24 protein-coding genes are annotated in these 25,684 nt (G+C 51.6%); 6 read left to right on the top strand and 18 right to left on the bottom strand.

What is annotated here, in order from left to right; all coding sequences use genetic code 11:
* Positions 1–127 precede the first annotated feature (127 nt).
* The 9 genes from JNC80_RS14195 to JNC80_RS14235 form a co-directional block, all read right to left on the bottom strand.
* Positions 128–1,240, bottom strand: a complete 1,113-nt coding sequence (locus tag JNC80_RS14195) for a branched-chain amino acid ABC transporter substrate-binding protein (RefSeq protein ID WP_028233388.1) — start codon at positions 1,238–1,240, stop codon at positions 128–130.
* 294 nt (positions 1,241–1,534) lie between these two features.
* A complete protein-coding gene (locus JNC80_RS14200) occupies positions 1,535–1,879 on the bottom strand; it encodes a DUF6867 family protein (protein ID WP_022709909.1) in 345 nt (114 codons plus the stop codon).
* 168 nt (positions 1,880–2,047) lie between these two features.
* Positions 2,048–2,779, bottom strand: a complete 732-nt coding sequence (locus JNC80_RS14205; RefSeq protein ID WP_376710709.1) for an ABC transporter ATP-binding protein — start codon at positions 2,777–2,779, stop codon at positions 2,048–2,050.
* Positions 2,779–4,056 (bottom strand): ATP-binding cassette domain-containing protein, encoded by a 1,278-nt coding sequence (locus tag JNC80_RS14210; protein WP_225685293.1) that lies wholly within the window; start codon positions 4,054–4,056, stop codon positions 2,779–2,781. Before JNC80_RS14210 ends, JNC80_RS14205 begins: the two co-directional genes overlap by 1 nt.
* A 17-nt stretch (positions 4,057–4,073) precedes the next feature.
* Positions 4,074–5,468: a high-affinity branched-chain amino acid ABC transporter permease LivM gene (livM, locus tag JNC80_RS14215; protein ID WP_022709906.1), complete on the bottom strand. Its 1,395-nt coding sequence runs from the start codon at positions 5,466–5,468 to the stop codon at positions 4,074–4,076.
* A gap of 1 nt (position 5,469) precedes the next feature.
* The gene (locus tag JNC80_RS14220) at positions 5,470–6,378 is read right to left on the bottom strand and encodes a branched-chain amino acid ABC transporter permease (RefSeq protein ID WP_022709905.1); all 909 of its coding nucleotides are present in this window, start codon (positions 6,376–6,378) and stop codon (positions 5,470–5,472) included.
* Between the two features lie 422 nt (positions 6,379–6,800).
* Positions 6,801–7,802 (bottom strand): 4-hydroxyproline epimerase, encoded by a 1,002-nt coding sequence (locus JNC80_RS14225; protein WP_376710661.1) that lies wholly within the window; start codon positions 7,800–7,802, stop codon positions 6,801–6,803.
* A gap of 8 nt (positions 7,803–7,810) precedes the next feature.
* The gene (locus JNC80_RS14230; RefSeq protein ID WP_376710662.1) at positions 7,811–9,088 is read right to left on the bottom strand and encodes an NAD(P)/FAD-dependent oxidoreductase; all 1,278 of its coding nucleotides are present in this window, start codon (positions 9,086–9,088) and stop codon (positions 7,811–7,813) included.
* Between the two features lie 118 nt (positions 9,089–9,206).
* Entirely contained in the window at positions 9,207–10,100 is an 894-nt protein-coding gene (locus JNC80_RS14235) for a dihydrodipicolinate synthase family protein (RefSeq protein WP_028233386.1), read from the bottom strand.
* Positions 10,101–10,392: 292 nt separating this feature from the next.
* Here JNC80_RS14235 and JNC80_RS14240 point away from each other — a divergent pair, with 292 nt between their 5' ends.
* The 4 genes from JNC80_RS14240 (at position 10,393) to JNC80_RS14255 (ending at position 12,176) form a co-directional block, all read left to right on the top strand.
* Positions 10,393–11,055, top strand: coding sequence for a GntR family transcriptional regulator (locus JNC80_RS14240; protein WP_220158541.1), 663 nt, complete (start codon positions 10,393–10,395; stop codon positions 11,053–11,055).
* A gap of 55 nt (positions 11,056–11,110) precedes the next feature.
* Positions 11,111–11,512, top strand: a complete 402-nt coding sequence (locus JNC80_RS14245; RefSeq protein WP_376710663.1) for a hypothetical protein — start codon at positions 11,111–11,113, stop codon at positions 11,510–11,512.
* Positions 11,513–11,653: 141 nt separating this feature from the next.
* Positions 11,654–11,953, top strand: a complete 300-nt coding sequence (locus JNC80_RS14250; RefSeq protein WP_376710664.1) for a hypothetical protein — start codon at positions 11,654–11,656, stop codon at positions 11,951–11,953.
* Between the two features lie 76 nt (positions 11,954–12,029).
* Positions 12,030–12,176 (top strand): hypothetical protein, encoded by a 147-nt coding sequence (locus JNC80_RS14255; protein ID WP_170265303.1) that lies wholly within the window; start codon positions 12,030–12,032, stop codon positions 12,174–12,176.
* Between the two features lie 84 nt (positions 12,177–12,260).
* Here the strand turns inward: JNC80_RS14255 and JNC80_RS14260 are convergent, their stop codons facing one another.
* The 7 genes from JNC80_RS14260 to JNC80_RS14290 all read right to left on the bottom strand — a co-directional run bounded on the left by JNC80_RS14260 (position 12,261) and on the right by JNC80_RS14290 (position 20,557).
* Complete coding sequence (locus JNC80_RS14260; protein ID WP_022709897.1) at positions 12,261–12,668, bottom strand: F0F1 ATP synthase subunit epsilon; 408 nt, start codon at positions 12,666–12,668, stop codon at positions 12,261–12,263.
* Between the two features lie 178 nt (positions 12,669–12,846).
* Positions 12,847–14,328 carry a F0F1 ATP synthase subunit beta gene (atpD, locus tag JNC80_RS14265; protein ID WP_022709896.1) on the bottom strand — a complete coding sequence of 494 codons (1,482 nt, stop codon included), beginning with the start codon at positions 14,326–14,328 and terminating at the stop codon, positions 12,847–12,849.
* 17 nt (positions 14,329–14,345) lie between these two features.
* Positions 14,346–15,236, bottom strand: coding sequence for a F0F1 ATP synthase subunit gamma (locus JNC80_RS14270; protein ID WP_022709895.1), 891 nt, complete (start codon positions 15,234–15,236; stop codon positions 14,346–14,348).
* 22 nt (positions 15,237–15,258) lie between these two features.
* Positions 15,259–16,788: a F0F1 ATP synthase subunit alpha gene (atpA, locus tag JNC80_RS14275; RefSeq protein ID WP_022709894.1), complete on the bottom strand. Its 1,530-nt coding sequence runs from the start codon at positions 16,786–16,788 to the stop codon at positions 15,259–15,261.
* Entirely contained in the window at positions 16,788–17,348 is a 561-nt protein-coding gene (locus tag JNC80_RS14280) for a F0F1 ATP synthase subunit delta (protein ID WP_022709893.1), read from the bottom strand. Before JNC80_RS14280 ends, atpA begins: the two co-directional genes overlap by 1 nt.
* Positions 17,349–17,879: 531 nt before the next feature.
* Positions 17,880–18,269 carry an AGROH133_08824 family phage infection protein gene (locus JNC80_RS14285; protein WP_376710665.1) on the bottom strand — a complete coding sequence of 130 codons (390 nt, stop codon included), beginning with the start codon at positions 18,267–18,269 and terminating at the stop codon, positions 17,880–17,882.
* A gap of 152 nt (positions 18,270–18,421) precedes the next feature.
* Positions 18,422–20,557 carry a primosomal protein N' gene (locus JNC80_RS14290; protein WP_445482810.1) on the bottom strand — a complete coding sequence of 712 codons (2,136 nt, stop codon included), beginning with the start codon at positions 20,555–20,557 and terminating at the stop codon, positions 18,422–18,424.
* A gap of 267 nt (positions 20,558–20,824) precedes the next feature.
* Between JNC80_RS14290 and fsa the strand changes: the two genes are divergently transcribed.
* Positions 20,825–21,478 carry a fructose-6-phosphate aldolase gene (gene fsa, locus JNC80_RS14295; protein ID WP_075657254.1) on the top strand — a complete coding sequence of 218 codons (654 nt, stop codon included), beginning with the start codon at positions 20,825–20,827 and terminating at the stop codon, positions 21,476–21,478.
* A 214-nt stretch (positions 21,479–21,692) separates the two neighbouring features.
* Here fsa and lptE read toward each other — a convergent pair whose 3' ends face one another.
* Positions 21,693–22,274 carry an LPS assembly lipoprotein LptE gene (gene lptE / locus JNC80_RS14300; protein ID WP_075657253.1) on the bottom strand — a complete coding sequence of 194 codons (582 nt, stop codon included), beginning with the start codon at positions 22,272–22,274 and terminating at the stop codon, positions 21,693–21,695.
* Entirely contained in the window at positions 22,261–24,876 is a 2,616-nt protein-coding gene (leuS, locus tag JNC80_RS14305) for a leucine--tRNA ligase (RefSeq protein ID WP_376710667.1), read from the bottom strand. The genes lptE and leuS overlap by 14 nt, the downstream gene beginning before the upstream one ends.
* A gap of 114 nt (positions 24,877–24,990) precedes the next feature.
* Between leuS and JNC80_RS14310 the strand changes: the two genes are divergently transcribed.
* Positions 24,991–25,683 carry a YggS family pyridoxal phosphate-dependent enzyme gene (locus JNC80_RS14310; protein WP_376710668.1) on the top strand — a complete coding sequence of 231 codons (693 nt, stop codon included), beginning with the start codon at positions 24,991–24,993 and terminating at the stop codon, positions 25,681–25,683.
* The last annotated feature ends 1 nt before the right edge of the window (position 25,684 follow it).

Here is a 25,684-nt window from a genome sequence, read left to right on the forward strand (position 1 = left end):
GCTCCTCTATGAAAACCGGTTTCACACGGAACTGTTCTGAAACAAAAACTGTCTCCGCTGTCTGCAATACAGCCTTCAATCAAACGGGGCCGGACTGAGCCGGCCCCGCTGATTTTCAAAGACAGGTTTACTGCTGAATGTAAGTGAACTTACCGTCAGCGCCTTTTTCCCACTTATACATGACATAGCCCGGCAGCTTCGGATCGCCTTTCTCATCGAAAGAGATATCTCCGAGCACAGTCTTGAATGTGCCGGACTTCAGTGCTTTCGCAACTGTTTCCGGATCATTGCTGCCTGCAGCTTTCGCTGCACCGGCCAGCGACTGCATCGCGGCATAGGAGTAAAGTGTATAAGCTTCAGGCTCGAAACCGGCATCGCGGAACTTCTTCACCAGATCAGCATTGGCCGGATTGTTGCGCGGATCAGGACCGAAAGTATTCAGAGTTCCTTCAACCGCATTACCGGCAATGGAAGCCAGCTCATTGGAGACGATACCGTCACCGGAAATGAACTGCGCTTTCAGACCCTGATCGCCGAGCTGACGAATAATCAGACCAGCTTCCGCGTGCATACCGCCCCAATAAATAACGGTAATGCCTTCCTGCTTCATTTTTGCGATCAGTGCCGAGAAGTCCTTCTCGCCAATATTCACACCTTCATACAGGGTTTCTTTCATACCTGCTGCATTGAGTGCTTTCTTGGTTTCATCAGCCAGACCCTGTCCGTAAGGTGTCTTGTCGTGAACAACAGCCACTTTGGCGTCTTTGAACTTTTCAGCAATATACTGACCTGCAACAATACCCTGCTGGTCATCGCGGCCGCAGGTACGGAATGTGTTCCACATACCGCGATCAGTATAAACAGGGTTGGTCGCACCTGGTGAAATCTCCAGAATGCCGTTTTCCTGATACACTTCCGAAGCCGGAATTGTTACGCCGGAGTTAAAGTGTCCGATAACGAATTTAACACCGTCAGCGGCAAACTTGTTGGCAACCGAAATGCCCTGTTTCGGATCGGAAACGTCATCACCAAGGGTGAAAACGATTTTCTCTCCGTTCAGGCCACCTTCAGCATTGATGACTTCTGCTGCAGCCTCGGCTCCTTTTTGAATCTGGAGACCATAAACCGCGTTCGGTCCGGTCAGCGGTGCGCCGATACCCACCAGAACATCCGCAAAAGCCGAGCCGCTGAAAGCCACGAGAGCCGACACTGCTACGCTGTAGAATAAAGATTTTTTCATATTAACTGCTCCCATTACAATGATTATGCCGGAAACCGTCTGCCGCAGATCAGTTTCCTTGTTTTATTAAATACGGAGATCAAAGTTTTGCGGTGCAATACCGATGATCGGCCGGTTATTTTTATTACAATCATTAAGCAGAAACCGGTTTCCCGGGCAGTTCATACCGGAGTGTTACACCGGCGTATCACAATACTCACTTCGTTCCCGCAAAGCGGAATATTGCAATTTCAAACACCCCAAAGTCAATAATCAGCTCAGGGATGTTGTTTCTTGGTTCCCTTAAATCGCCTGTTATTTCGACTTATAGGAAAATGGTGAAGTCTGTTCATAGAGCCAGTTATATTGACGCACCATCTGCTTCACCTTTGTGAAACGATAGCCAAGCGTGCCAATCACCAGCAACACAACAAAATCGACCAGATAGTAATGCAGCGACAGCAATGTTCCTTCAAACATTGCAAAATGAATAAAACGAACCATCGCTGTCAAAGGCAGGAGATAGAGCACAAACATTGCATATGGGCGCCATGTTTGTGCGCAGGCCCGCCCTGTCATCCATGCGGCCCAACCGCCGAGAATGCAGGTAATCAACAAAAACAGCCAGAATGACGGCTCTTCATAGAGAATGCCTTGCATCAATAATTCTCCCCAATTCACCGGATTTCTGAACGAAATTTCCGGCTGGTGCAGTTTCCGGAAGTGAGGCTGATTTTTGAGCGCCCCGGCTTGTCAGAAACTGCGTTAATTCGTCTAAAGCTGAACATTATGAAGAGTGCCGGACAATTTGTTTGTCCGGCTTTCCCATCAATGACGTCCGCCTTCCAGATAGGCTGCGCGGACTTCCGGATTTGCCAGAAGCTCCTGCCCGCTGCCGCTCATAGTAATCACACCATTGACCATCACATAACCGCGATGGGCAAGTTTCAGCGCACCGAAAGCATTCTGCTCCACCAGAAACACAGTCAGTCCGGTAGTGCGGTTCAGCTCTTTAATCGCCTCAAAAATCTGTTTGACGATCAGTGGCGCCAGACCAAGTGACGGCTCATCCAGCATCAGCAATTTTGGCCGCGCCATCAATGCACGGGCAATCGCCAGCATCTGCTGCTCACCGCCCGACAGAGTACCACCGCGCTGATTGATACGCTCTTTAAGACGCGGAAACAGATCAAACATCAGTTTCACATCTTCATCAAAGTATTTTTGATTATCGAGACTGGCACCCATTTGCAGATTTTCCATCACGCTCATGCGCGGGAAAATACGGCGTCCTTCCGGAGACTGCGCAATACGCAGTTTTGCAATCTCGTGAGGCGGCATAGAAGTAATATCTTTGCCCTCAAAAAGAATACGTCCGGTGCGGGCACGCGGTGCACCGAAAATCGTCATCATCAGAGTTGATTTTCCGGCACCGTTTGCACCGATCAGCGTGACGATTTCACCGGATTTAACCGTGACATCAACACCTTTCAGCGCGCAGATATTGCCGTAATAGGTTTCAACCTTATCGATAACCAGAAGCGGGTTCTGAGCCTGCATCATTTACCCCCCTCAGTTTTCTTCGTCGAATCTGTATCTTCGGATGTCTCATGGCTGGACGGTACTTTGCCGGCTTCCACACGGGATGAGAATTCCGTTTTTCCGCCGCTGGCCAGCTGACGTGCCTGCCCTACCCAGTCTTCACGGGCAATACGGCCGTCAAAGCTCAGATACATCTCAGCCTGTTTGATTTCAGCTTCTGTCCACGCGGCAATCTGATCGAAATGATAGATGCCATGGGCATTGAGCTTAGTCTCGTTAACACTGCCGATCCCTTTAATCAGGGTCAGATTATCAGCGATACCGCCGCGCGGCGCATCCAGACCACCGGCCAGATGCTCCGGTGCAGCAACCTCATCCGCAGGATCAACATCTGCAAGCTGCGTGACCAGCTGATCGACTTCCCCGACGTCACCGCCGGAGCCTTCAATCAGATCGGTTACCTCATCATCATCAACACCAAGATAGGCGGCGATAACTTTAGGGTCATTCTGCACAAAGCTCGGAGCGCCGTCAGAGATTTTCGTGCCATATTCAAGCACAATCACATGATCGGAAATTTCCATAACCACCGACATATCATGTTCGATCAGCAGAATGGACGTGCCTGTCTCTGCACGAATATCCAGCAAAAGCTTGTTAAGCTCCGCAGATTCTCGCGGATTCAGACCGGCAGCCGGCTCATCAAGGCACAGCATTTCCGGATCGGTGCACATAGCACGGGCAATTTCCAGACGGCGCTGATCGCCATAAGGAAGATCACCTGCCGGATCATCAGCACGATGGATCAGATTGATCTTCTCAAGCCAGATACGCGCTTTTTCAATCGCGTCTTTCGCTGCCTTTTTATAGCCGGGAAATCCGAGCAGCCCCAGAAAGGTAAAGCCGGATGACACCATCAGCGGATTATGCTGGGCAACCAGCAGGTTTTCCAGAACCGTCAGACCTGTGAAAAGGCGGATATTCTGGAAGGTACGGGCAACCTTGGCTTTTTTGGTAATCACAAAATCCGGCATCCGTTCCAGCAGGAACTTATCGCCGTTTTTATGCTGCATTGTCACCATACCGCCGGTCGGCTTGTAGAAACCGGTCAGGCAGTTAAACACGGTGGTTTTACCCGCGCCGTTCGGCCCGATCACCGCAGTGATCTCGCCGCGTTTGGCTTCAAAGCTCAGATCATTAATTGCCACCAGACCGCCGAAACGCATGGAAAGATGCTCGACTTTCAGAATGGTATCGGCGTTTTGTCTTTTTTCAGCAAGTTCAGAATTTGCCATAGTATTTATCCCCGCCATCAACCGTGACCTTCCTTGGTAAAGGAACCGGACACCAGCTTACGCTCATTCAGGAAGGCGCTTGGTTCACGATGACCGACAAAACCACGCGGTTTCCAGACCATCACAACAACCATAGCCAGACCGAAAATCAGCATACGATAGAGTTCCGGCGTAAAGCTTTGGCCGAACACGGCTTTCAGGAATGAAAGTTCGCGCAGGATTTCTGTACCGCCGATCATCACGATTGCAGCAATCGCAATACCGATCAGCGATCCCATGCCGCCAAGAACCACAATGGCAAGAATAACCGCGGATTCGAGGAAGATGAAGGATTCCGGGCTGACAAAGCCCTGACGCGCGCCGAAGAAGGCACCGGCAAAGCCGCCAAACATCGCGCCGGTTGCAAAGGCGGTCAGCTTGGTTGTTGTCGTATTGATACCCAGCGCACGGCACGCAATTTCGTCCTCACGCAGTGCTTCCCATGCACGGCCGATCGGCATACGGCGCAGGCGGATTGTGACCCATGCGGTCAAAAGCGCCAGCAGCAGAATGACGTAATAGAGGAAGATTTTATAATGGGCTGCGGAAAATTGCAGACCGAAAGTGGCAGCAAAACCATCAGGACCGGCTTTGAACGGAATACCGAAGAAGGTGGCCTTGGCAATACCCGACACACCATAAGTACCCTTGGTGACCGCCGTCCAGTTTATCAGCACAAGTCTGATGATTTCACCGAAAGCCAGTGTCACGATCGCAAGATAGTCCCCCCGCAGACGCAGCACAGGGAAGCCGAGAATAATGCCCCAGAAGGCTGCGAGAATACCGGCAACCGGCAGCAGCGTCCAGAAAGACAGACCGAAATAGGAGGACAGCAATGCGTAGGAATAAGCACCGACCGCATAGAAGGCCACATAACCCAGATCCAGCAGGCCGGCGAGACCGACAACGATATTCAGCCCCCATGCCAGCATGATATAGATGAGGATCTGTACGCCGAAATTATCAACCCATTTCAGGGAGCCCTGAAAACCAAGTGTCAGAACAATCAGCACCGGATAGATAAACAGGAAAAGGATTGCCAGTTTCGAAAAATTCTTACGGAAGAACGAAACATCACCGCTGGCAACAACCTGTTTTTCGGATTTTCCGCGCTTTGCCATATATGGCACAAGAAAAGCGCGGTGCAGAAAACGGCCGATACCTGCCAGAGCTACAAGGGTAAACAACAGCCCCCAGCGCTGAACCAGCACCAGCTCATTATTGATATTCTGCTCGGTTTTGAAACCGACGATCAGTACGAACAGGCCGAATGCCAGAATGGCTGCAATGATACCTTCGCGGATACCGGCTGCAAAATCTGACGGTTCAGCCTTCGGCGCACCCGCCGGAGAAGTTTGAAAAGCATTGGTCATGTTACACCTTTTCAACTTCTGGACGGCCGAGAATGCCGGAAGGCATAAAGATCAGCACAATCGCAAGGATCGAGAACGCAGCAACATCTTTATAATCAATCGAGAAATAGGCAGACCAGAGCGCCTCGATCAGACCGATCAGCAAGCCACCGATCACAGCGCCCGGAAGCGAGCCGATACCGCCGAGAACCGCTGCGGTGAACGCTTTCACACCCGGAATAAAGCCGTCTGTAAACGAGATAACCCCGTAGAATGTGAGATAAAGCGTACCGGCCACGGCGGCCAGTGCGGCGCCCATAACGAAGGTCAGAGAAATCGTGCGGTCAACATTGATACCGAGCAGTGATGCCATTTTACGATCCTGTTCGCAGGCACGCTGGGCGCGCCCCAAGGATGTACGGTTAACAATATACCAGAAGATTGTGAGCAGAACGATGGTAACTGCAATGATAACGATCTGTTTCAGCGAGATGATAACACTGGTACCGAATAATGAATAAGAGTCATTAATCAGCGAAGGGATCGGCTTGTTACGCGGCCCCTGTGTGACCTGCACGAAGTTGGACAGCGCAATGGACATACCGATTGCTGTAATCAGCGGTGCAAGCCGGAAAGACCCGCGCAATGGCCGGTAGGCGACCCGCTCAATGGTCCAGCTCCACATACTGGTCAGGATCATAGCGACAATCATCATCAGCAGGATTGCAAGTACGACAGGTACTGCACCGACAAATGTTGTCAGCAATAAAAAAACAATAAGCGCCATAAAGGCGCCGAGCATAAAAACATCACCGTGAGAAAAATTGATCATGCCGATAATACCATAAACCATGGTATAGCCGATGGCGATCAATCCATAGATCGATCCGAGCGTGAGCCCGTTGATCACTTGCTGGATAAAATATTCCATTGCAAAGTCACCCTTTTATGATCTGAATTATTGTCACCTTTAACAGGCTCTTCCCTTATATTTCAGATCGTTTACTCCTACTGCACAATCCGGCAGGCAAAATCCGCCTTGGTACCGCCCAGCATTTATAGATCCGCCGCATGTCCCTAAGGACAGACCGGCATTATTCATTTCAGCATTTTAGGCAAAATTCTCCCCCGATAGTTTCTGCGTAGCCAGACAAGCTTCCCTCTGTCTTTGGCTGAACATGCGCCAAACCGGATAGCTCGCATACACAGAAACTATAGAAATAACGACTAGTAATATAGTATTATATTCCCCCTGCTCTGCTCCTGAAATTTAAGATTACTCATAATTTAATGCCGGTCAATCGCCCTTCTGCATTGTTTCAAAGATTGAACAATGTTCCGTTTGCGACGTCTTTAACGAACTACAAATCCGTGCGCGAACGGATCGCGGTCATCAATAAAAATCGTATTATATCCGGTCATGCGCGCCCAGCCGGCAACTGACGGAATTATCGCTTTCTTATCAGCAACTTGCACCTCTGCCTCCACACGTCCGTGGAACAGTGACCCGATCACAGATTCGTGGACAAAATCGTCGCCTGCCTTCAGCTCTCCGCGTGCTGCCAGCTGCGCCATACGCGCCGAAGTACCGGTGCCGCATGGTGAACGATCAATCGCTTTTTCCCCGTAAAAAACGGCATTTCGTGCATGAGCCTCCGGTTTCGTCGGTTTTCCTGTCCACAAAATATGGCTGAGGCGGTTGATATCAGCCAGTTCCGGATGCTGAAATTTATACAACTCATTGAGTCGCTGACGTAAAACAGGGCTCCAGCCGATCAGATCCAGTACCGAATAATCGACAAGATCCGTGTAATTTTGTTGCGCTTCAACAATTGCATAGAAATTTCCGCCATAGCTGACATCAACTTTCAGCATGCCGAGATCAGGACATTCCACTTCCAGACCTTCCGCATAGAGAAATGCCGGCACATTTGTCAGCCGCACGCTCTCCACATACTGGCCGTTCTGCTCATATTCGATCGCGACTTTACCGGCCGGTGTATCCAGATTGATCTTGCCCGGTACTTTCGGCGTGATCAGTCCCTGCTCAATCGCCATGGTTACAGTACCGATCGTGCCATGTCCGCACATCGGCAGGCAGCCCGATGTTTCAATAAACAGCACTGCCACATCGCAGTCTTCCCGTGTCGGCGGATACAGGATCGAGCCGGACATCATGTCATGACCGCGCGGTTCAAACATCAGCCCTGTACGGATCCAGTCATATTCGGCCAGAAAATGCGCCCGCTTTTCCATCATGGTTGAGCCATGCAGGTTCGGCCCCCCGCCGGCAACAAGCCGGACAGGGTTCCCGCAGGTATGACCATCAACACAGAAGAAGGAATGTTTTGCCATGATGTTTCTCAAAAACGTTTCGGACTGAAAGCACTGACAGGCAGTGCGGTTGTTTCGTGATTAAGCAGTTGCGTTACCAGCCGTGCTGTTGCCGCCGATTGTGTCAGCCCCAGATGTCCATGGCCAAAAGCATAGACAATATCTTTGGAGGCCGATGAATAACCGATGACCGGCAGCGTATCCGGCGTTGAAGGACGATAGCCCATCCATTGCCGCCCGCCCTCAATATTCATCTGTGGCAGGAACTGCTTTGCTTTTTTCAGCATAGCTTCTGAACGCGCATAATTCGGCGGCAATGTCAGCCCGCCGAGTTCGACCGCACCGCCCACACGCACGCCGGTCGTCAGCGGCGTAATCACAAAAGCATGACCGGGGAATGTCAGCTGACGGCGGATGTCATAAGCCCCGACCGGCAGCGTGGTATTATATCCGCGTTCTGTCTCCAGCGGCACCGCATCGCCCAGCTGGGCACTCAGATGATGTGACCATGCTCCTGCGGCAACAATGAGTTTTTTGCACTGCAGCTTACTGCCGTCAGCCAGCGTGACTTCAGCTCCGCCCTGCATATGCGCGATTTTAGTAACCACACCCTGCCGGTAGCGGCTGCCGAGTTTCTCTGCATAAGCCCACAGAGCTTTGCCATAAAGTTTCGGATCGGAGACATTTTTCCATTTCGGAACAAAACAGCCAACCACAAAACGCGGTGATAATCCCGGTTGCAAGGCTGCCAGTTCAGCGCCACGCACCACAGTATAATCAATGCCCGCCTGTTTTTTGGCTTCCCAGCCCGGCATAGCCGCCTGCAGTTCAGCTTCACTTTCATAAAGCTCAAGATTGCCTTCATGATGGATCATGTCCGTCACACCGGCACGTTCAGCCAATGCCAGCATTTCGCGTTCGGCAAGCTGCATCATCTGCCCTTGCACGACAGTACTGTTGCGCAAAGCCGAAGGGCTGCTCGCACGCCAGAAACGATAAAGCCATGGCAGCAATTTCAACAAGTAAGACGGACGGATAGCGAAGGGCCCCAGCGGATCCATCAGCCAGCCCGGCACTTTTTTCATCACACCTTTGGAAGCGAGTGGCAAGACTTCAGAAAATGCCAGTGCCGCCGCATTACCGGAACTTGTCTCCTCACAAATACCGGTGCGATCCACAACCAGCACAGAATGCCCCGCCTCGCTCAGCACAGCTGCTGCAGCGATACCGACAATACCTGCCCCGATTATAATAATTTCAGAATTATTCTGCTTCCCATCCACATTGACGCTATTGACCGACGCCATGTGCCCTCCTGCCTGCTACACTTATTGTTATTTCAGCTGGTGCAGACCTTACGCCGTAAAATACATTCTTGCTATGAAAAAACCCCGATTATTTTTGAATTAACCGGGGTTCAGATCATCAGATTTTTGGCAGTTCAGGCCGTGTCGCCAGAGCCTGTTTTACAATCTTTTCGACCTGTGCACGGCGCTCTCCGCTCAGCGGCTGGCGCGGTAGACGAACACGGTCATTCGACTGAATAGCATGAACTTCAATCAGCTTGAGATTCTGCACCAGATAGGTTGAAACATCGAGATCAAGCAGCGGACGCATCCAGCGATAAAGCGGCAGCGCTTCATCATAACGCTTCTGTTTGATGAGCTGATACAGAACCACAGTTTCACGCGGCAGCGAAGTCACAACACCGGCAACCCAACCGATTGCACCGGTTGTCAGTGCTTCAAAAGCCAGATTGTCTACGCCGGTGAAAAGATCAAAACGATCGCCGAACTGATTGACGATATCGATTGTGCGACGGATATCATCCGAGGATTCCTTAATCGCAACAAACAGATCGTCCTTCGCCAGTTCCTCAAGGCATTCACCGGTCACATCCACACGATAGGCCATGCGGTTGGAATAGATCATCACCGGCAGACCACCGGCAGCAGCCATGGCTTTCAATGTGGTGACAGTTTCCTGAGGATTGGTGAAATAGATCGGGCTTGGCACAACCATCAGTCCGTCTGCACCGGCTTTCGCAGCAGCTTTGGCAGCAGCAGCACCTTCACGTGTACCGGCCTCGAAAACGGTCATCAGCACCGGACGTTTTCCGGCAACCGCACGGGCGGTTTTGAAAACTTCCAGCTTTTCCTCTCCCGACAGCATCGGGCCTTCACCCAGTGAGCCGCCGACAACAAAACCGTCAACGCCCGCATCAATCTGCAGACCGAAGCAACGCTCCATTTCTTTATGATCCAGAGCATCATTTTCAGTAAATTTTGTTGTGACTGCCGGAAAAATACCTGACCACATAATCACTCTCCCAATTGATATATTTCTGATATATCTAAATTCAGAATGCGCGTCAATTAAATTCTGCACGGGATAATGCAGACTTATAAACAATCGCCCAGCCAGGACGACCGGCACTCATATTGAGAAAACCGGCTTCTTGTAGTATCTCTCAGAAAAATATCATTGAAATTTATACATCCTGCATATTGCGCTTCAGCGATATCGGCTTCGCAAAAACTAAAGCAGAGCACAGCTTGCCGCAAATTCTGCCGGCAGCAGAACTGCTATCAAGAACAAGGATAAAGCCTTTATGTCAGGGCAGTCAGACTATTCCGACGACCAGCAGACAGTAACCGCACTCAGCCTCTCGGATCAGGCTTACCGGCTGCTCGAACGCCATATTGTTACACTGCAGCTGCAACCGGGAAGTGTTACCAATGAACGTGTCCTGATCGAGCTCACCGGCATGGGCAGAACACCGGTGCGCGAAGCTATTCAGCGGCTGGCATGGGAAGGCCTTATGGAAGTGCGGCCGCGCTCGGGTATTGCGATTACGGCCCTTGACCCTAAGGATTTCACCAAGGTTCTGGATGCCCGCGAAGGTGTCGAACAAATTCTTTGCCGCGATGCAGCGCGTTATTCCGGTGCTTATGAGCATGAGAAACTGCGCGAAGCTGCGGTCATGATGAAGCAAGCCGCCACAACGCAGGATATCCCGTTATTTCTGGACGCCGATAAAGCGTTTGATGAAGTTCTTGGCAGCGCCTCACTCAACAGCTATGCCACACGTCTGGCCGCGCCTCTGCAAAGCCACAGCCGCCGCTTCTGGTTCCGCCTGCGCCGTGACAACAGCCTGCAGGATTCTTCAACCGCCCATACGCAGATGATTGATGCAATTGTCTCCCGCGATGAAACAGCCGCCATTGAAAGCGCAAAACAGCTCATCGCCTATCTGCGTACACTCACCCCATAAGTGCCGTAATTGCTGCCGATAAGCCTGCATCATCTCCGAAAGGCTTATCGGCTATATGTTTGTTTTTAATTCGCATTTTTCATTCAAATTATTAACAGCACCTTGCCTGCTATTCCTGTTCAGCAGTACCGGTTTTACGCAAACAGCTGAGAGTGATTATCAGGGGCCGGTTGTAACCAGCTGCAAGACCATTGGTACCCTTGCAGACAAATGGGACAAAACATCCGAACAATGGCCGGAAATTACTCTGCAGGCAAAAGTCAAAGCTGTACATGAGGCCAATCCGATTGCCGTAACAGAGCTTTGCCCGAACCAGAGACTGCAAGTCATCTGTCTTGAATATGACAATAGTGCATTGAAAGCCGGAGATCATGTGGAAGTAAGCGGGATGCTGACCAACAGCTTTGAGGATGGTGTAGTGATTGACCCCTGCTCCACCCGCTTGCAGCAGGACTAAGTTCCTCCTATTCGGCTGGGAAGACAGGCAATTTATTAAACTCAGGAACTTATTTCGCGCTGCATCGTTATCTCTTTGAATAGTTTTCTGAACCGGAAGATACCCGTCTCCGGTTTATGGCCATCACACAAGGAGATCACTATGGCTTCCAAATTGCGTAATGATGCAGAAAAGACATTTGAAGACCAGATTGCGGAACTGAAAAGCGAACTGGCTTCGGTGACCAAGAAACTCTCCGAGCAGGGTTCTGCATTTTACGATGATGCACGCGAGAATGCATCCGAAACCTATGAGACTCTCCGTAAACGCGGCCGCGTTGCAGCAAGAGAAGTCAGACATCAGGCACAGGTCGTGACCGAAACAGCCAAAGAAAATCCTTTGGCAACCGCAGCGCTTGTCGCCGGTATCGGTCTGCTACTGGCTCTGTTAGCCCGCCGTTAAGAGAATAATTTCAGCAAGACAGAAGTGATCCCTGTAATATGGGGATCGCTGAACAACACTGCATATCTGAGGTCTTATGAATAAAAACGGATTATATATTCTGCTCGGAGCGCTCATTGTAATTATTATCGGCTTTTCGATTTACACCTATCAGCAGGAATCCAAACCCAAAGGTGTCGAATTGAAAATCGGTGAGCAAGGCGTATCGATTGAACAGAACTGATTTTGTAAATCTATTTAGATACAAAAAAACCGCGATAAATTTATCGCGGTTTTTTTATAATCAAAAGGCTGCAAACGCGCTGCATTATGCAGGCAGAATAGCGCCTTCAAGAGTTGTCAGTTGATGCAGGAACAATTCTGCAGCAGTGCGATGCTCCGGTGAAGCAGCATCATCAATCAGTTGACGTGCATGCTCGATGCGGGCAGCAATATCTTCACGCTTAACTTCATCAATATGAAGTGCGGATTCTGCCAGCAATGAGCAGCCTTCCGGTGTAATGTCAGTGAAGCCGCCGAAAACGATATAAGCATCGCTCTTACCGTCAGCAGTTTTGACTGTTACTTTACCGGGAATAATGGTGGTCATCAAAGGAGCATGACCGGCCAGAACTGTCAGATAGCCTTCGCTACCGGGAATGACCACTTCGCTCACTTCTGCAGAGAGCAACAGGCGTTCCGGTGATACCAGTTCGAATTTGAAGGTTCCAGCCATGATTCTCACTCAAATTTCCTGAACAAGCTGCTCTGAAACAGTGTTCCGGCGTTGAATTCTATAGGTCAGCGTATCGAAACAACGCTGTCAGTTTTAACTCTGTTTTACAAGAGGGTCTGAAGAGACACACCTGTTGTAAGAACGGTCAGGCAGACCAAAGCCTGCCTGACCAATCACATTAAGCGGCCTGTGCCAGCTTCTGTGCTTTTTCAATCGCTTCTTCAATCGAACCGACCATGTAGAAAGCTGCTTCAGGCAGGTGATCGTAATCGCCTGCGCAAAGGCCTTTAAAGCCTTTGATTGTATCCTGAAGATCAACCAGCTTACCTGGCGAACCGGTGAAGATTTCAGCCACGAAGAACGGCTGGGACAGGAAGCGCTCGATCTTACGGGCACGGGTCACTGTCAGCTTATCTTCTTCAGACAATTCGTCCATACCAAGGATGGCGATGATGTCCTGAAGCGACTTGTAGCGCTGCAGAATTGACTGAACCTGACGGGCAGTCTCGTAATGCTCTTCACCAACGATCATCGGGTCAAGCATACGGGATGTTGAGTCAAGCGGATCAACAGCAGGATAAATACCCTTTTCAGCGATCGAACGGTTAAGAACCGTTGTCGCATCCAAGTGCGCAAAGGAAGTCGCAGGCGCAGGGTCAGTCAAGTCATCGGCAGGAACGTAAATTGCCTGCACCGAAGTGATCGAGCCTTTGGTTGTGGTGGTGATGCGTTCCTGCATCGCGCCCATATCCGTTGCCAGTGTAGGCTGATAGCCCACAGCGGAAGGAATACGGCCGAGAAGCGCGGACACTTCCGAACCAGCCTGTGTGAAGCGGAAAATGTTATCCACGAAGAACAACACGTCCTGACCGTCATCACGGAAGCTTTCAGCGATCGTCAGACCGGAGAGAGCAACACGGGCACGCGCACCTGGCGGCTCGTTCATCTGACCGTAAACGAGAGCTGCTTTCGAGCCTTCGCCGCCACCCAGCTTGTTAACGCCGGATTCGATCATTTCGTGATAAAGATCGTTACCTTCGCGGGTACGCTCACCAACACCGGCGAATACCGAGTAACCACCGTGGGCTTTAGCCACGTTGTTGATGAGTTCCATGATGAGAACGGTTTTACCAACGCCCGCACCGCCGAACAGACCAATCTTACCACCTTTAGCGTAAGGGGCGAGAAGATCCACAACCTTAATACCGGTTACCAGAATCTCGGATTCAGGTGACTGTTCGATATATTCAGGAGCCGGCTGGTGAATACCGCGGGTCGCAGCAGTCACGATCGGACCAGCTTCATCAACTGGTTCACCGATCACGTTCATGATACGGCCGAGTGTTTCAGGCCCTACCGGAACGCGGATCGCATCGCCGGTATCACGTACTTCCTGACCGCGAACCAGACCTTCGGTCGAGTCCATAGCAATGGTACGTACTGTATTTTCGCCAAGATGCTGAGCAACTTCCAGAACGAGACGGTTACCGAGGTTGTCGGTTTCCAGCGCGTTCAGGATCAGAGGCAGATGATCATCAAACTGGACGTCGACGACAGCGCCGATGACCTGCTTGATACGGCCGACTGCACCAGATGCAGCCTCGCCGGACTTAGCCTTTGCCGTGGTCTTGGTAGTTTTCGGTGTCGCTGCTTTAGCCATCGATCCTTACCTTCCGATTAGAGCGCTTCCGCGCCCGCAATAATTTCAATCAGTTCTGTGGTGATCTGAGCCTGACGCTGACGGTTATATGTGATCGACAGCTTGTTGATCATATCGCCCGCATTACGCGTTGCGTTATCCATCGCGCTCATTTTTGCGCCCATTTCACCGGCCACATTTTCAAGCAGAGCGCTGAAAATCTGGACAGAGATGTTGCGCGGCAGAAGATCGTCAAGAATAGCAGCCGCATCCGGCTCATATTCATAGATCGCACCACCAGTAGAAACCGCTTCCCCAGCATCACCAGCTCCGCCATTGGCAGATGCCGGAATAAGCTGCTGAGCAGTCGGAACCTGATTAATCACCGACTTGAACTGCGAGTAGAACAGTGTCGCAACATCAAACTCGCCCTTGTTGAAAAGCGCGATCAGTTTGCGACCGATCTGGTCGGCATTGGCGAAACCAAGCTGCTTAACTTCGCGCAGATCAACGTGATCGATGATCTGACCGCTAAAGTCACGACGCAGAATGTCCGCACCTTTTTTGCCGACAGTAATGATTTTTACTGTCTTACCCTTTGCCAGCAACTGGCGGGCATGTTCACGGGCGAGACGTGCGATCTGCGAGTTGAAACCACCGCACAGACCACGTTCCGCAGTAGCGACGATGAGCAGATGCACATCGTCTTTACCGGTACCCGCCATCAGTTTCGGTGCATCATCACCGCTTACATTCTGGGCAATATTGGCCAGAACTGCACTCATCCGCTGAGAATACGGCCGTGCCGCTTCGGCTGCTTCCTGGGCACGACGCAGCTTAGCCGCAGCGACCATTTGCATCGCCTTGGTAATTTTCTGCGTCGCCTTAACCGAGGCGATACGGTTTCTCAGATCCTTTAGTGAAGGCATCCGTTCATCCCGTCAGAGTTAATCAAGCAAAGTTCTTGGCGAAAGCGTCGATAGCTGCCTTGAGTTTGCCCTTGATTTCGTCGCTGATTGCCTTCTGATCGCGGATCGCATCCAGCACATCTTTGTGCTCGTTGCGCAGCGATGCCAGAAGACCGGCTTCAAATTTGCCAACCTGATTAACAGCCAGCTTATCGAGATAACCGTTAACACCGGCGAAAATCACAGCAACCTGTTCTTCGGTTTTCAGCGGCGAGAACTGTGGCTGCTTGAGCAGTTCAGTCAGACGCGCACCGCGGTTCAGAAGACGCTGGGTTGCAGCATCCAGATCGGAACCGAACTGCGCAAACGCAGCCATTTCACGATACTGAGCGAGCTCACCCTTAATCGAACCGGCAACCTGTTTCATCGCTTTAATCTGAGCGGCAGAACCCACGCGGGAAACCGACAGACCAACGTTAACAGCAGGGCGGATACCCTGGTGGAACAGGTTGGTTTCAAGGAAGATCTGACCGTCTGTGATCGAAATCACGTTGGTCGGAATAAACGCGGAAACGTCACCGCCCTGAGTTTCAATAACCGGCAGAGCGGTCAGAGAACCTGCACCGAGTTCGTCATTCAGCTTAGCTGAACGCTCGAGAAGACGGGAGTGAAGATAGAATACGTCACCTGGGTAAGCTTCACGGCCCGGAGGACGACGCAGCAGCAGGGACATCTGACGATAAGCAACAGCCTGCTTGGAAAGGTCATCATAACCGATCAGAGCGTGCTGGCTGTTATCGCGGAAATATTCACCGATTGCACAGCCTGTGAACGGCGCCAGATACTGCAGAGGCGCAGCATCGGAAGCAGTCGCAGCGATAACAACCGAATATTCCAGTGCGCCGCGCTCTTCGAGCACTTTAACGAACTGGGCAACGGTCGAGCGCTTCTGGCCGATCGCAACATAGATGCAGAACAGCTTGTCTTTGTCAGGGCCGTTATCATGGATCGGCTTCTGATTCAGGAAGGTGTCGAGAATGATTGCGGTCTTACCGGTCTGACGGTCACCGATAACCAGCTCGCGCTGACCACGACCAACAGGGATAAGAGCGTCAATGGCTTTCAGACCGGTCGACATCGGTTCGTGAACCGATTTACGCGGAATGATACCAGGAGCTTTAACGTCTACGCGGCGACGCTCGGTTGCAACGATCGGGCCTTTGCCGTCGATCGGGTTACCAAGAGCATCAACAACGCGGCCGAGCAGGCCAGGACCGACTGGAACGTCAACGATGGCGCCGGTACGTTTAACGGTATCGCCTTCTTTAATGTCACGGTCAGAACCGAAAATAACAACACCAACGTTGTCGCTTTCAAGGTTGAGCGCCATACCGCGGATGCCACCCGGAAATTCGACCATTTCACCGGCCTGAACATTGTCCAGACCGTATACACGGGCGATACCGTCACCAACGGAAAGAACCTGACCAACTTCGGAGACTTCTGCCTCCTGGCCAAAATTCTTGATTTGCTCTTTCAGAATTGCGGAAATTTCCGCAGCGCGGATGTCCATCAGCCGACCTCTTTCAGTGCAAGCTTAAGAGAAGAAAGTTTAGTGCGAAGGGAAGTGTCAATCTGACGCGATCCCAGCTTCACAATGAGACCGCCAAGAATCGACGGATCGACAGTGACATTGATTGTCACGTCCTTGCCGGCCACACTCTTCAGCGTCGCCTTCAATTCATTTTGCTGCGCCTGCGTCAATTCACGGGCAGAAGTCACATCAGCTGCAACTTCACCGCGGCTTTCAGCGGCGATCAGATAAAAAGCTTTGATCATGTCCGGCAATACGAAAAGCCGGCGATTACCAGCAACAACACGCAGGAAATTGCCGACCAGACCGGTGATACCGGCTTTGTCTGCAACTGCAGCGATTGCATGGAGCTGATCTTCAGCAGAGAAGACCGGGCTGTGGATCAGGCGGCGAAGTTCTTCGCTTTCACCGATCATAGCCTCGATGCGGCCAAGATCTTTCTCCACCTGAGCAACGGATTTAGACTCAAGCGCCAGATCAAACAGGGATCCAGCATAGCGCTGAGCAACACCGGAAATGAGCGAAGACGATCCTGTCACGAATAACCATCTCTCTTGGTTGAAATCCCGCTTTTAACGCATAGTTTATCCATGCACAAAAACAGCGATTTTATTGATGTTTTTCAATACCCCCCGATGAAGTGCCGATTTGCACCGCCATCTGTGCCCTGCGGACGACCCGCCTGACTGCATTGAAATTCGAAAGCCGTCTAGCATAGACAATCAGGACTCGCAACACGCGAATCCCGCCGTTTCATGCGCTTTACAGTGCTATTTTGATGCTGCGGACAAGTTTCATGAGCTAAAGTTCATAAGCACTGCAGGCTGTAAAAATCATCGCCGCTTATAATTATTCAAATATAACAATAGCTTAAATGAATATTCAGGATGTTTTTACCGCGAAGAAAATGCCGGATTATCCAAACAGGCATTTCGCTAACCATTTGTAGAATTCCGGCAAAATTATGCTCACATCATACGATTTTTCTTTGGAGCATAATTCAGCCGCAACTGATTCCCGCTTCAGCCTCTGTCTGACAGATTCTGCTGAAGCGCGGCCTGTTTCAAAAGTCAGGCAACAAAGCCGAAAGCAAAGAGCAACGGGCCTGCGGCCAGCATCAACTCAACTACAACGGCAATCCAGTTATAAAAACTGTTAGCCTTATCCGACATCATCGAAATCAGACGGCCGAAAAGCACAAAGCCCCAGACGCAACCCAGCGCCATCCATAAGAACGGTTGCGCGAATAACAGACAGGCCACGCCAAGGCCGATATAAGGCCCCGCAATGGTCGCCCGTACCGATGAAAGAGCATTGGCACGCAGATCAGGAGCGTTGAGGCGCAGAATTTTCAGCGACATTCCCGGTGCAAACATCAGGATCAAACCAAAGAGCAACGTGATAACGCCCACAGTCCATGCCAGCCATTCACCCTGACTTGAAGGTAGATAAAACGCCACGTTACACCTCTTAAAACCGTCGTTGCTTCTCTGTGAGCAGCACCAAACATAACACGATAAGTGAGCTATATTCCTGACTTCGAGCCAAGCAAAGCAAAATTATCGGTTCGCATTGATACCGCTGCCAAGCAAGGCTTCTAAAACTCTGCAAGTTACAGGAAGCTTTGCGGATCAATATCCACCTGCACCCGTAAGGAGCCGCGCGCTTTTGGCGCTGCCTGCAGCAATGCCCGCAAATAGGACTGCAGATCAGAACGTTTCGATCCCTGCACCAGCAACCGGAAGCGATGTCGCCCGCGAATCACTGCCAAAGGCGCTTCAGCAGGCCCCAGCACTTCAATCTCGCTATCTCTCGGCGCAGCACGTCGCAATGCACGGGCATGGCTCTCCGCTTCTGCTCTGCTGTCAGCCGAAATAATCAGCGCCGCCAGCCGCCCGAAAGGCGGCAACATACCGCGCTGACGCTCTTCAATTTCCCGTTCATAAAAAGCCTGCTCATCACCGGCAATAATCGCTTTCAATACCGGATGATCGGGCTGATAGGTCTGAATGAGACCAACACTTTTACGCCCTGTACGCCCTGCACGACCTGTCACCTGATTGAGCAGCTGAAATGTGCGCTCTGCAGCACGCGGATCACCATTGGCCAGACCGAGATCGGCATCAATCACACCGACTAGCGTAATCAAAGGAAAGTTGTGGCCTTTGGCGACCAGCTGGGTGCCGATCACAATATCCGCCTCCCCTTTGGCAATCGCCTCCATCTCCATACGCAGCCGTGTCACCCCGCCAAGCATATCGGATGAAAGCACGATAATCCGCGCATCCGGAAAGGTTGCAGCAGTTTCCTCGGCAATACGCTCCACACCGGGACCGCAAGCCACCAGATGATCCAGCGCCCCACAGGACGGACAGGCTTCAGGACTTTTCTCGTGATAGCCGCATTGATGGCACATCAACTGACCACGAAAGCGATGTTCTACCAGCCAGCTTGAACAATCCGGACATTGAAAACGGTGCCCGCAGACGCGACACAAAGTCAGCGGCGCATAACCGCGCCGGTTGAGAAACAGCAAAGCCTGTTCTTTACGCTGCAAAACCTGCCTGACAGCTTCCGTCAAAGCCGGTGACAAAAACCGTCCTGCCACTGGTGGCGAACGGCGCATATCAACCGGTTTTAGATCCGGCAAAGCCGCATCGGCATAGCGTCCCTGCAACGGCACATAACGATAGCGCCCCTGATTGGCATTGACCAGACTTTCAATCGACGGTGTTGCCGAGGCCAGAATAACAGGGAATTTTCCGATAGAACCACGCACCACTGCCATATCGCGGGCATTATAAAACACACGGTCTTCCTGCTTATAGGCGGGGTCATGTTCTTCATCGACAATAATCAGACCGGGATTGGCAAAAGGCAAAAACAAAGCCGAGCGCGCTCCGGCCACGACTTTGACCGTACCTTCCGCAATCTGCCGCCAGACGCGCTCCCGCTGGCGTGGTGCCAGATCAGAATGCCATTCTGCAGGACGCGTGCCAAAACGGCTTTCAAAACGATCAAGAAATTGCTGAGTCAGTGCAATTTCCGGCAGCAGGATCAGAACCTGTTTGCCCAACTCGACAGCACGCGCCACAGCTTCAAAATAAACTTCTGTCTTACCGGAACCGGTCACACCATGAAGCAGCGAGACCGAATAGACTTGCTCTTCCACCGCTTCGACAAGACATTGTGCTGCAGCCTGCTGATCCTCGGACAGCTCCGCCTGCCCGTAAAACGGATCTGGTTCACCGACCACCGGCGGCGGTGGGATCATCACCTCTTCGAACAGCCCCTGCGCTTTCAGCCCTTCAACCACGCTGCCGGAAACACCGGCTGCATGGGCAAGGCCGGACTTCGTCCAGCTCAGACCATTATTGGCAACCTCCAGCACTTTTTCACGCGCTGCTGTCAGCCGCTCGGCTTTGCCGCCAATATAGCGCAAGCCCGGAATGAACGGTTCAGGATCGAAAGCGGCCGGTGCACGCAGCACCATTTTTGCCACCATACCGGGCGGTGACAATGTATAATCTGCCGTCCAGCGGATAAAGCGCAGCATATCGCGGCTCACCGGCGGGCAGTCGAAAACATGCAGAATGGATTTCAGCTTTTTAGGATCGACCTGATCGCTCGCATCATCGGTGACAATACCAGCTACTTCACGCGGGCCCAGCGGCACGCGCACAATTGAACCGGCCTGAACATCCATTTCCTCAGGAACCAGATAACTATAGGGACGTTCCGCTGGCATCGGCACAAGAACCGGAACAACACGACGCGTCTTAATCTCTGTTTTCCCGTTCAAAAAATTATCCCGATCAGTTCCGGCATGCTGTTTTCACCGCTATTTTTCACAACTGCACTTAACCGCAAACACTGCTTATATTCAATTCTTGATGAGATGCGCTGTTATTCACCAAAGGCAGTTTCGGTTTATGGAAATATGCGTTAAACAATCCTATCTTTGTCGGATATAATACCGTCTGTACAGCAAGCCCATAACGGAGGATAAGCTGAAATGAAATTCTTTGTGGATACCGCCGATGTCAAAGACATCCGTGAACTCAACGATCTGGGACTGGTTGACGGCGTTACCACCAATCCATCGCTGATCCTGAAATCCGGTGGCAACATCATTGATGTGACCAAGGAAATCTGCTCGATTGTTAAAGGTCCTGTTTCCGCAGAAGTCACCGCAACTGACTATGCAGGCATGATGAAAGAAGCAGCTGTTCTGGCGAAAATCGCTGACAATATCTGCATCAAACTGCCGGTAACGCTGGATGGTCTGAAAGCCTGTAAGGCTCTGACCTCTGATGGCCATGAAACCAACCTGACCCTGTGCTTCTCGGCCAATCAGGCGCTGCTTGCAGCCAAAGCCGGTGCGACTTATATCTCGCCTTTCATCGGCCGTCTCGATGATATCGGTCTGAATGGCATGGATCTGATCGGTGAAATCCGCACGATCTATGACAATTACGGTTTTGAAACCCAGATTCTTGCTGCTTCCGTGCGTACCGTCAATCACGTTAAGGAAGCTGCACTGATCGGCGCTGACGTCATCACTGCACCGCCTGCCACACTGAAAGCCCTCGTCAAGCACCCGCTGACAGACAAGGGTCTGGAAGCATTTTTGGCAGACTGGGCAAAAACCGGTCAGTCGATTGCTTAATCCGGCAATAAACGAATGAATAAAAAAGCCCGCTGAAAAGCGGGCTTTTTTAATATTCACGAAACGCGGATATAGAACCTCGGTCAAAAATTGTCAGGCTGTGGCGAAAATGGTGATTTTTGAGCACCGGAACGGAATGTACTTTGAGGTACATGAGTACCGGAGCGCAGGAAATTGCCATTTGCAGCCCAGTCTGGCGGTTTTGGAGCAGGTACTATGGGAGTTTCTGCATATCTTGAGCTAATGATAATACAAGATACTGCGCCAGCTCTTCGGCTGCACGCTGCTGGGCATCACGATGGGCACGCAGATTCGCAAATTCCTGACGCGGACGGTCATAAGATGAACTGACCTGACGGCGGCCGGTGGCTACAACCTTGCCATCCCTGTCACGCAGCACATAATTTGAGCTCATACGAACTGTACCGGCAGATGCACGGCCTTCCGTTGAATCACCCACATCCACTTCAACAGCAGATTCTGTGCTTGTCGAGAAACCAAGCGCCAGATGATAGGCCGGCTGTGACGGTTCCCCTGCCCCGCCGGACAGCCCGAAGATCAGGCGGTTACGCACCGCCTGCGCCGGAATGGAATCCACATCATCCACTTTGATGGTTGCCAGCTTGGTTTTAACACTGGAAGGCACACCACCGACACCGGCACTGCCACTTGATGAATAAAGCGGCTGCACCGTACAACCGGCAACAAACGCTGACAGGACGAGACCTGTCAGCACTGCCAGCCGCTTTTTGCGGATCGGAGATTTGTCTTTAGTGTGATGATCAGACAACGACATTCACAATCCTCTGCGGTACAACAACGAGCTTTTTAGGCTGACTACCGTTCAACGCAGCCTGAACAAAGTCAAGAGCCAAAACCGCTGCTTGCACTGTTGCCTGATCCGCATCACGCGCAATTGTAATGTCACCACGCTTCTTACCGTTAATCTGTACCGGCAGTGTAATGTCATTTTCAACGAGCAATGCTTCATCAATCACCGGCCAGCCACGGGTAGCAACCAGATCTGTCGCGCCCAGTACCGCATTACATTGTTCAGCCAGATGCGGCATCATCGGTGCAATCATGCTGATGAACATATCTGTCGCTTCACGGGTGGCAGCTTTGGTCACATCATCGGCTTTACCGGCAGCAACAGCCTGCAAAGGTGTGCTCAGCACATTCAGCAGCTCATAAAGACGGGCAATCGCACGGTTGAAGACGATTTTCTCAATATCGTCGCCGACGGCTTTTACTGTCTTATGGGCAGCCTTGGAAATCTGTGCGGCATCGCCTTCATAGGCAGCTTTTGGAGCAACACCTTGCAGGTTTTCACCGGCTTCAGAAATCAGACGCCAGACGCGCTGCACAAAACGATGCGCACCTTCCGCGCCGGCTTCTGTCCACACAATATCACGCTCCGGCGGACTATCCGACAAAGTGAACCAGCGCGCGGTATCCGCACCATAAGATGAAATAATATCATCCGGATCGACAACGTTTTTCTTCGACTTCGACATTTTTTCAATCGAGCCGATTTCTACCGTTTCACCGGAATCCAGCATGGTTGCCGAACGAACACCGTTTTTGTCTTCAATACGGATTTCCAGCGGTGATACCCACTGACCATTATGCTTATAGGTCTCGTGAACCACCATACCTTGCGTGAACAGACCCTTGAACGGCTCTTCCACTTCCAGATGACCGGCCACTTTCATGGCGCGGGTGAAGAAGCGCGAATAGAGCAGATGCAGGATCGCATGTTCCACACCACCGATATACTGATCGACCGGCAACCATTCATCAGCAGCCTTGCGGTCAGTCGGTTCATTTTCCCAAGGCGCAGTGAAGCGCGCAAAATACCAGGATGAATCAACAAATGTATCCATCGTATCGGTTTCACGGCGGGCTTTGCTGCCGCATTTCGGGCAGTTAATATGGCGCCAGCCATCATGACGGTCGAGCGGATTGCCCGGACGGTCAAAAGTAACATCATCCGGCAGCTGCACCGGCAGATCATTGCGCGGCACAGGCACGGTTCCGCAGGATTCGCAATGAATCATCGGAATCGGGCAGCCCCAGTAACGCTGACGGGAAATACCCCAGTCACGCAGACGATATTGTGTTTTGCGGAATGCCTGCGGCTTGCCATAGAGATCCGTCTTTTCCAGACGATCTGCCACTTCATTAAACGCAGCTTCCGGTGTCATGCCGTCGAGGAAACGCGAATTGATCAGCGTGCCTTCGTCGCTATAGGCCGTATCGGTGATTGTGAAGCTTGCAGCATCTGCACCGGCAGGCAGAACAACCGGTGTAACAGTCAGCTTATATTTATTGGCGAAATCCAGATCGCGCTGATCGTGTGCAGGGCAACCGAAGACCGCGCCTGTACCATATTCCATCAGCACGAAATTGGCGACATAGACCGGCAATGTCCATGAAGGATCAAACGGATGCTGAACGCGCAAACCAGTATCGAAACCTTTTTTCTCAATGGTTTCGAGCGTGGCAACAGATGTGCCATGCTGACGGCATTCAGCAGCAAAAGCAGCCAGACCTTCGTTGGTTTCAGCGAGCTGTTTTGCCAGCGGATGATCGGCAGCAATCGCCACAAAAGACGCACCGAACAGCGTATCCGGACGGGTTGTATAAACCTCAATATCGCCTTCGCGTTCAGCAAGCGCAAAACGCAGCTGCAGGCCTTCCGATTTACCGATCCAGTTCTTCTGCATCAGACGTACTTTGTCCGGCCACTGGTCAAGCGTATCCAGACCGGCGAGCAGCTCTTCGCTGAAATCGGTGATCTTGAAGAACCACTGGGTCAGTTCGCGCTGTTCAACCAGCGCACCGGAGCGCCAGCCACGGCCGTCAACAACCTGCTCATTGGCCAGAACCGTATTATCGACCGGATCCCAGTTGACCTTGGAAGTTTTGCGGGTCACCAGACCTTTTTCAAACATATCAAGGAACAGCATCTGCTGACGGTGGTAATAATCCACATCACAGGTCGCAAATTCACGAGACCAGTCCAGCGACAGACCCATGGTTTTGAGCTGACGTTTCATGGTGGCGATATTCTGATAGGTCCATTCTTTCGGATGAACCTTGTTCTGCATCGCCGCATTTTCTGCTGGCATACCGAAGGCGTCCCATCCCATCGGATGAAGAACATTAAAACCGCGCGCGCGCTTATAGCGGGCAATCACGTCGCCCATTGCGTAATTGCGCACATGGCCGATGTGAATGCGGCCGGACGGATAAGGAAACATTTCCAGCACGTAATATTTTTCGCGTGGATCATCATTGGACGTTTCGAAGATCTTGTTTTCTTCCCAGATCTTCTGCCAATGGGCTTCGCTTACGCGCGGATTATATCGTTCGGTTGCCCGTTCAGTTACCATGGCTGTATTTACTCATGCAAAGAGAATGGAATATGTAGTGCGACCTTCATCATGGATTGGCCAAAGCGTCAACCTTCTCCCATAGTGAAGCGGCAGAAAAAGGAGATTTATACCATGAATGCACCCGCCAGCCCCCTTGCTGACAATCTCAAAGCAGTTTGCACGGCCATTGCGCAAAGTGAACATGAAGCGCAGCGGACAGCAGGTTCGGTGCAGTTGGTTGCGGTTTCCAAGACCTTTGATGCCGCAGAAATCACACCTGCACTGGAAGCGGGACAGCGTATTTTCGGTGAAAACCGTGTTCAGGAAGCAGAAGCCAAATGGCCGCAACTGCGTGAGAAATTCTCAGGCGTCGAGCTGCATCTGATAGGCCCGCTGCAATCCAACAAAGCGGCAGACGCTGTAGCCTTGTTCGACGTGATCCAGACTGTTGACCGCGAAAAGATTGCCGCAAGTCTTGCCGGAGAAATCAGGAAGCAGAACCGCGCCGTCAAATTATTCGTTCAGGTTAATACCGGCAGCGAAGAGCAAAAAGCGGGTATTGATCCGCGTGAAGCTGTTGCCTTTGTTGCCCGTTGCCGTGATGTCCACGGGCTGGAGATTGCCGGTCTGATGTGCATTCCGCCGGTTGATGAAAATCCGGGCCCGCATTTTGCCCTGCTACGCAAGCTGGCGGCTGAAGCAGGCGTCTCTGAATTATCAATGGGTATGTCCGGTGACTTCGAGACCGCCATTGCTTTCGGCGCGACTTATGTGCGTGTCGGCTCAGCAATTTTCGGCAGCCGTCCGCCTTTAACAAAAGCCTGAT

Origin of the sequence: Pseudochrobactrum lubricantis (genome assembly GCF_041929865.1) — a bacterium.
GTDB classification, from domain to species: Bacteria; Pseudomonadota; Alphaproteobacteria; order Rhizobiales; family Rhizobiaceae; genus Pseudochrobactrum; species Pseudochrobactrum saccharolyticum.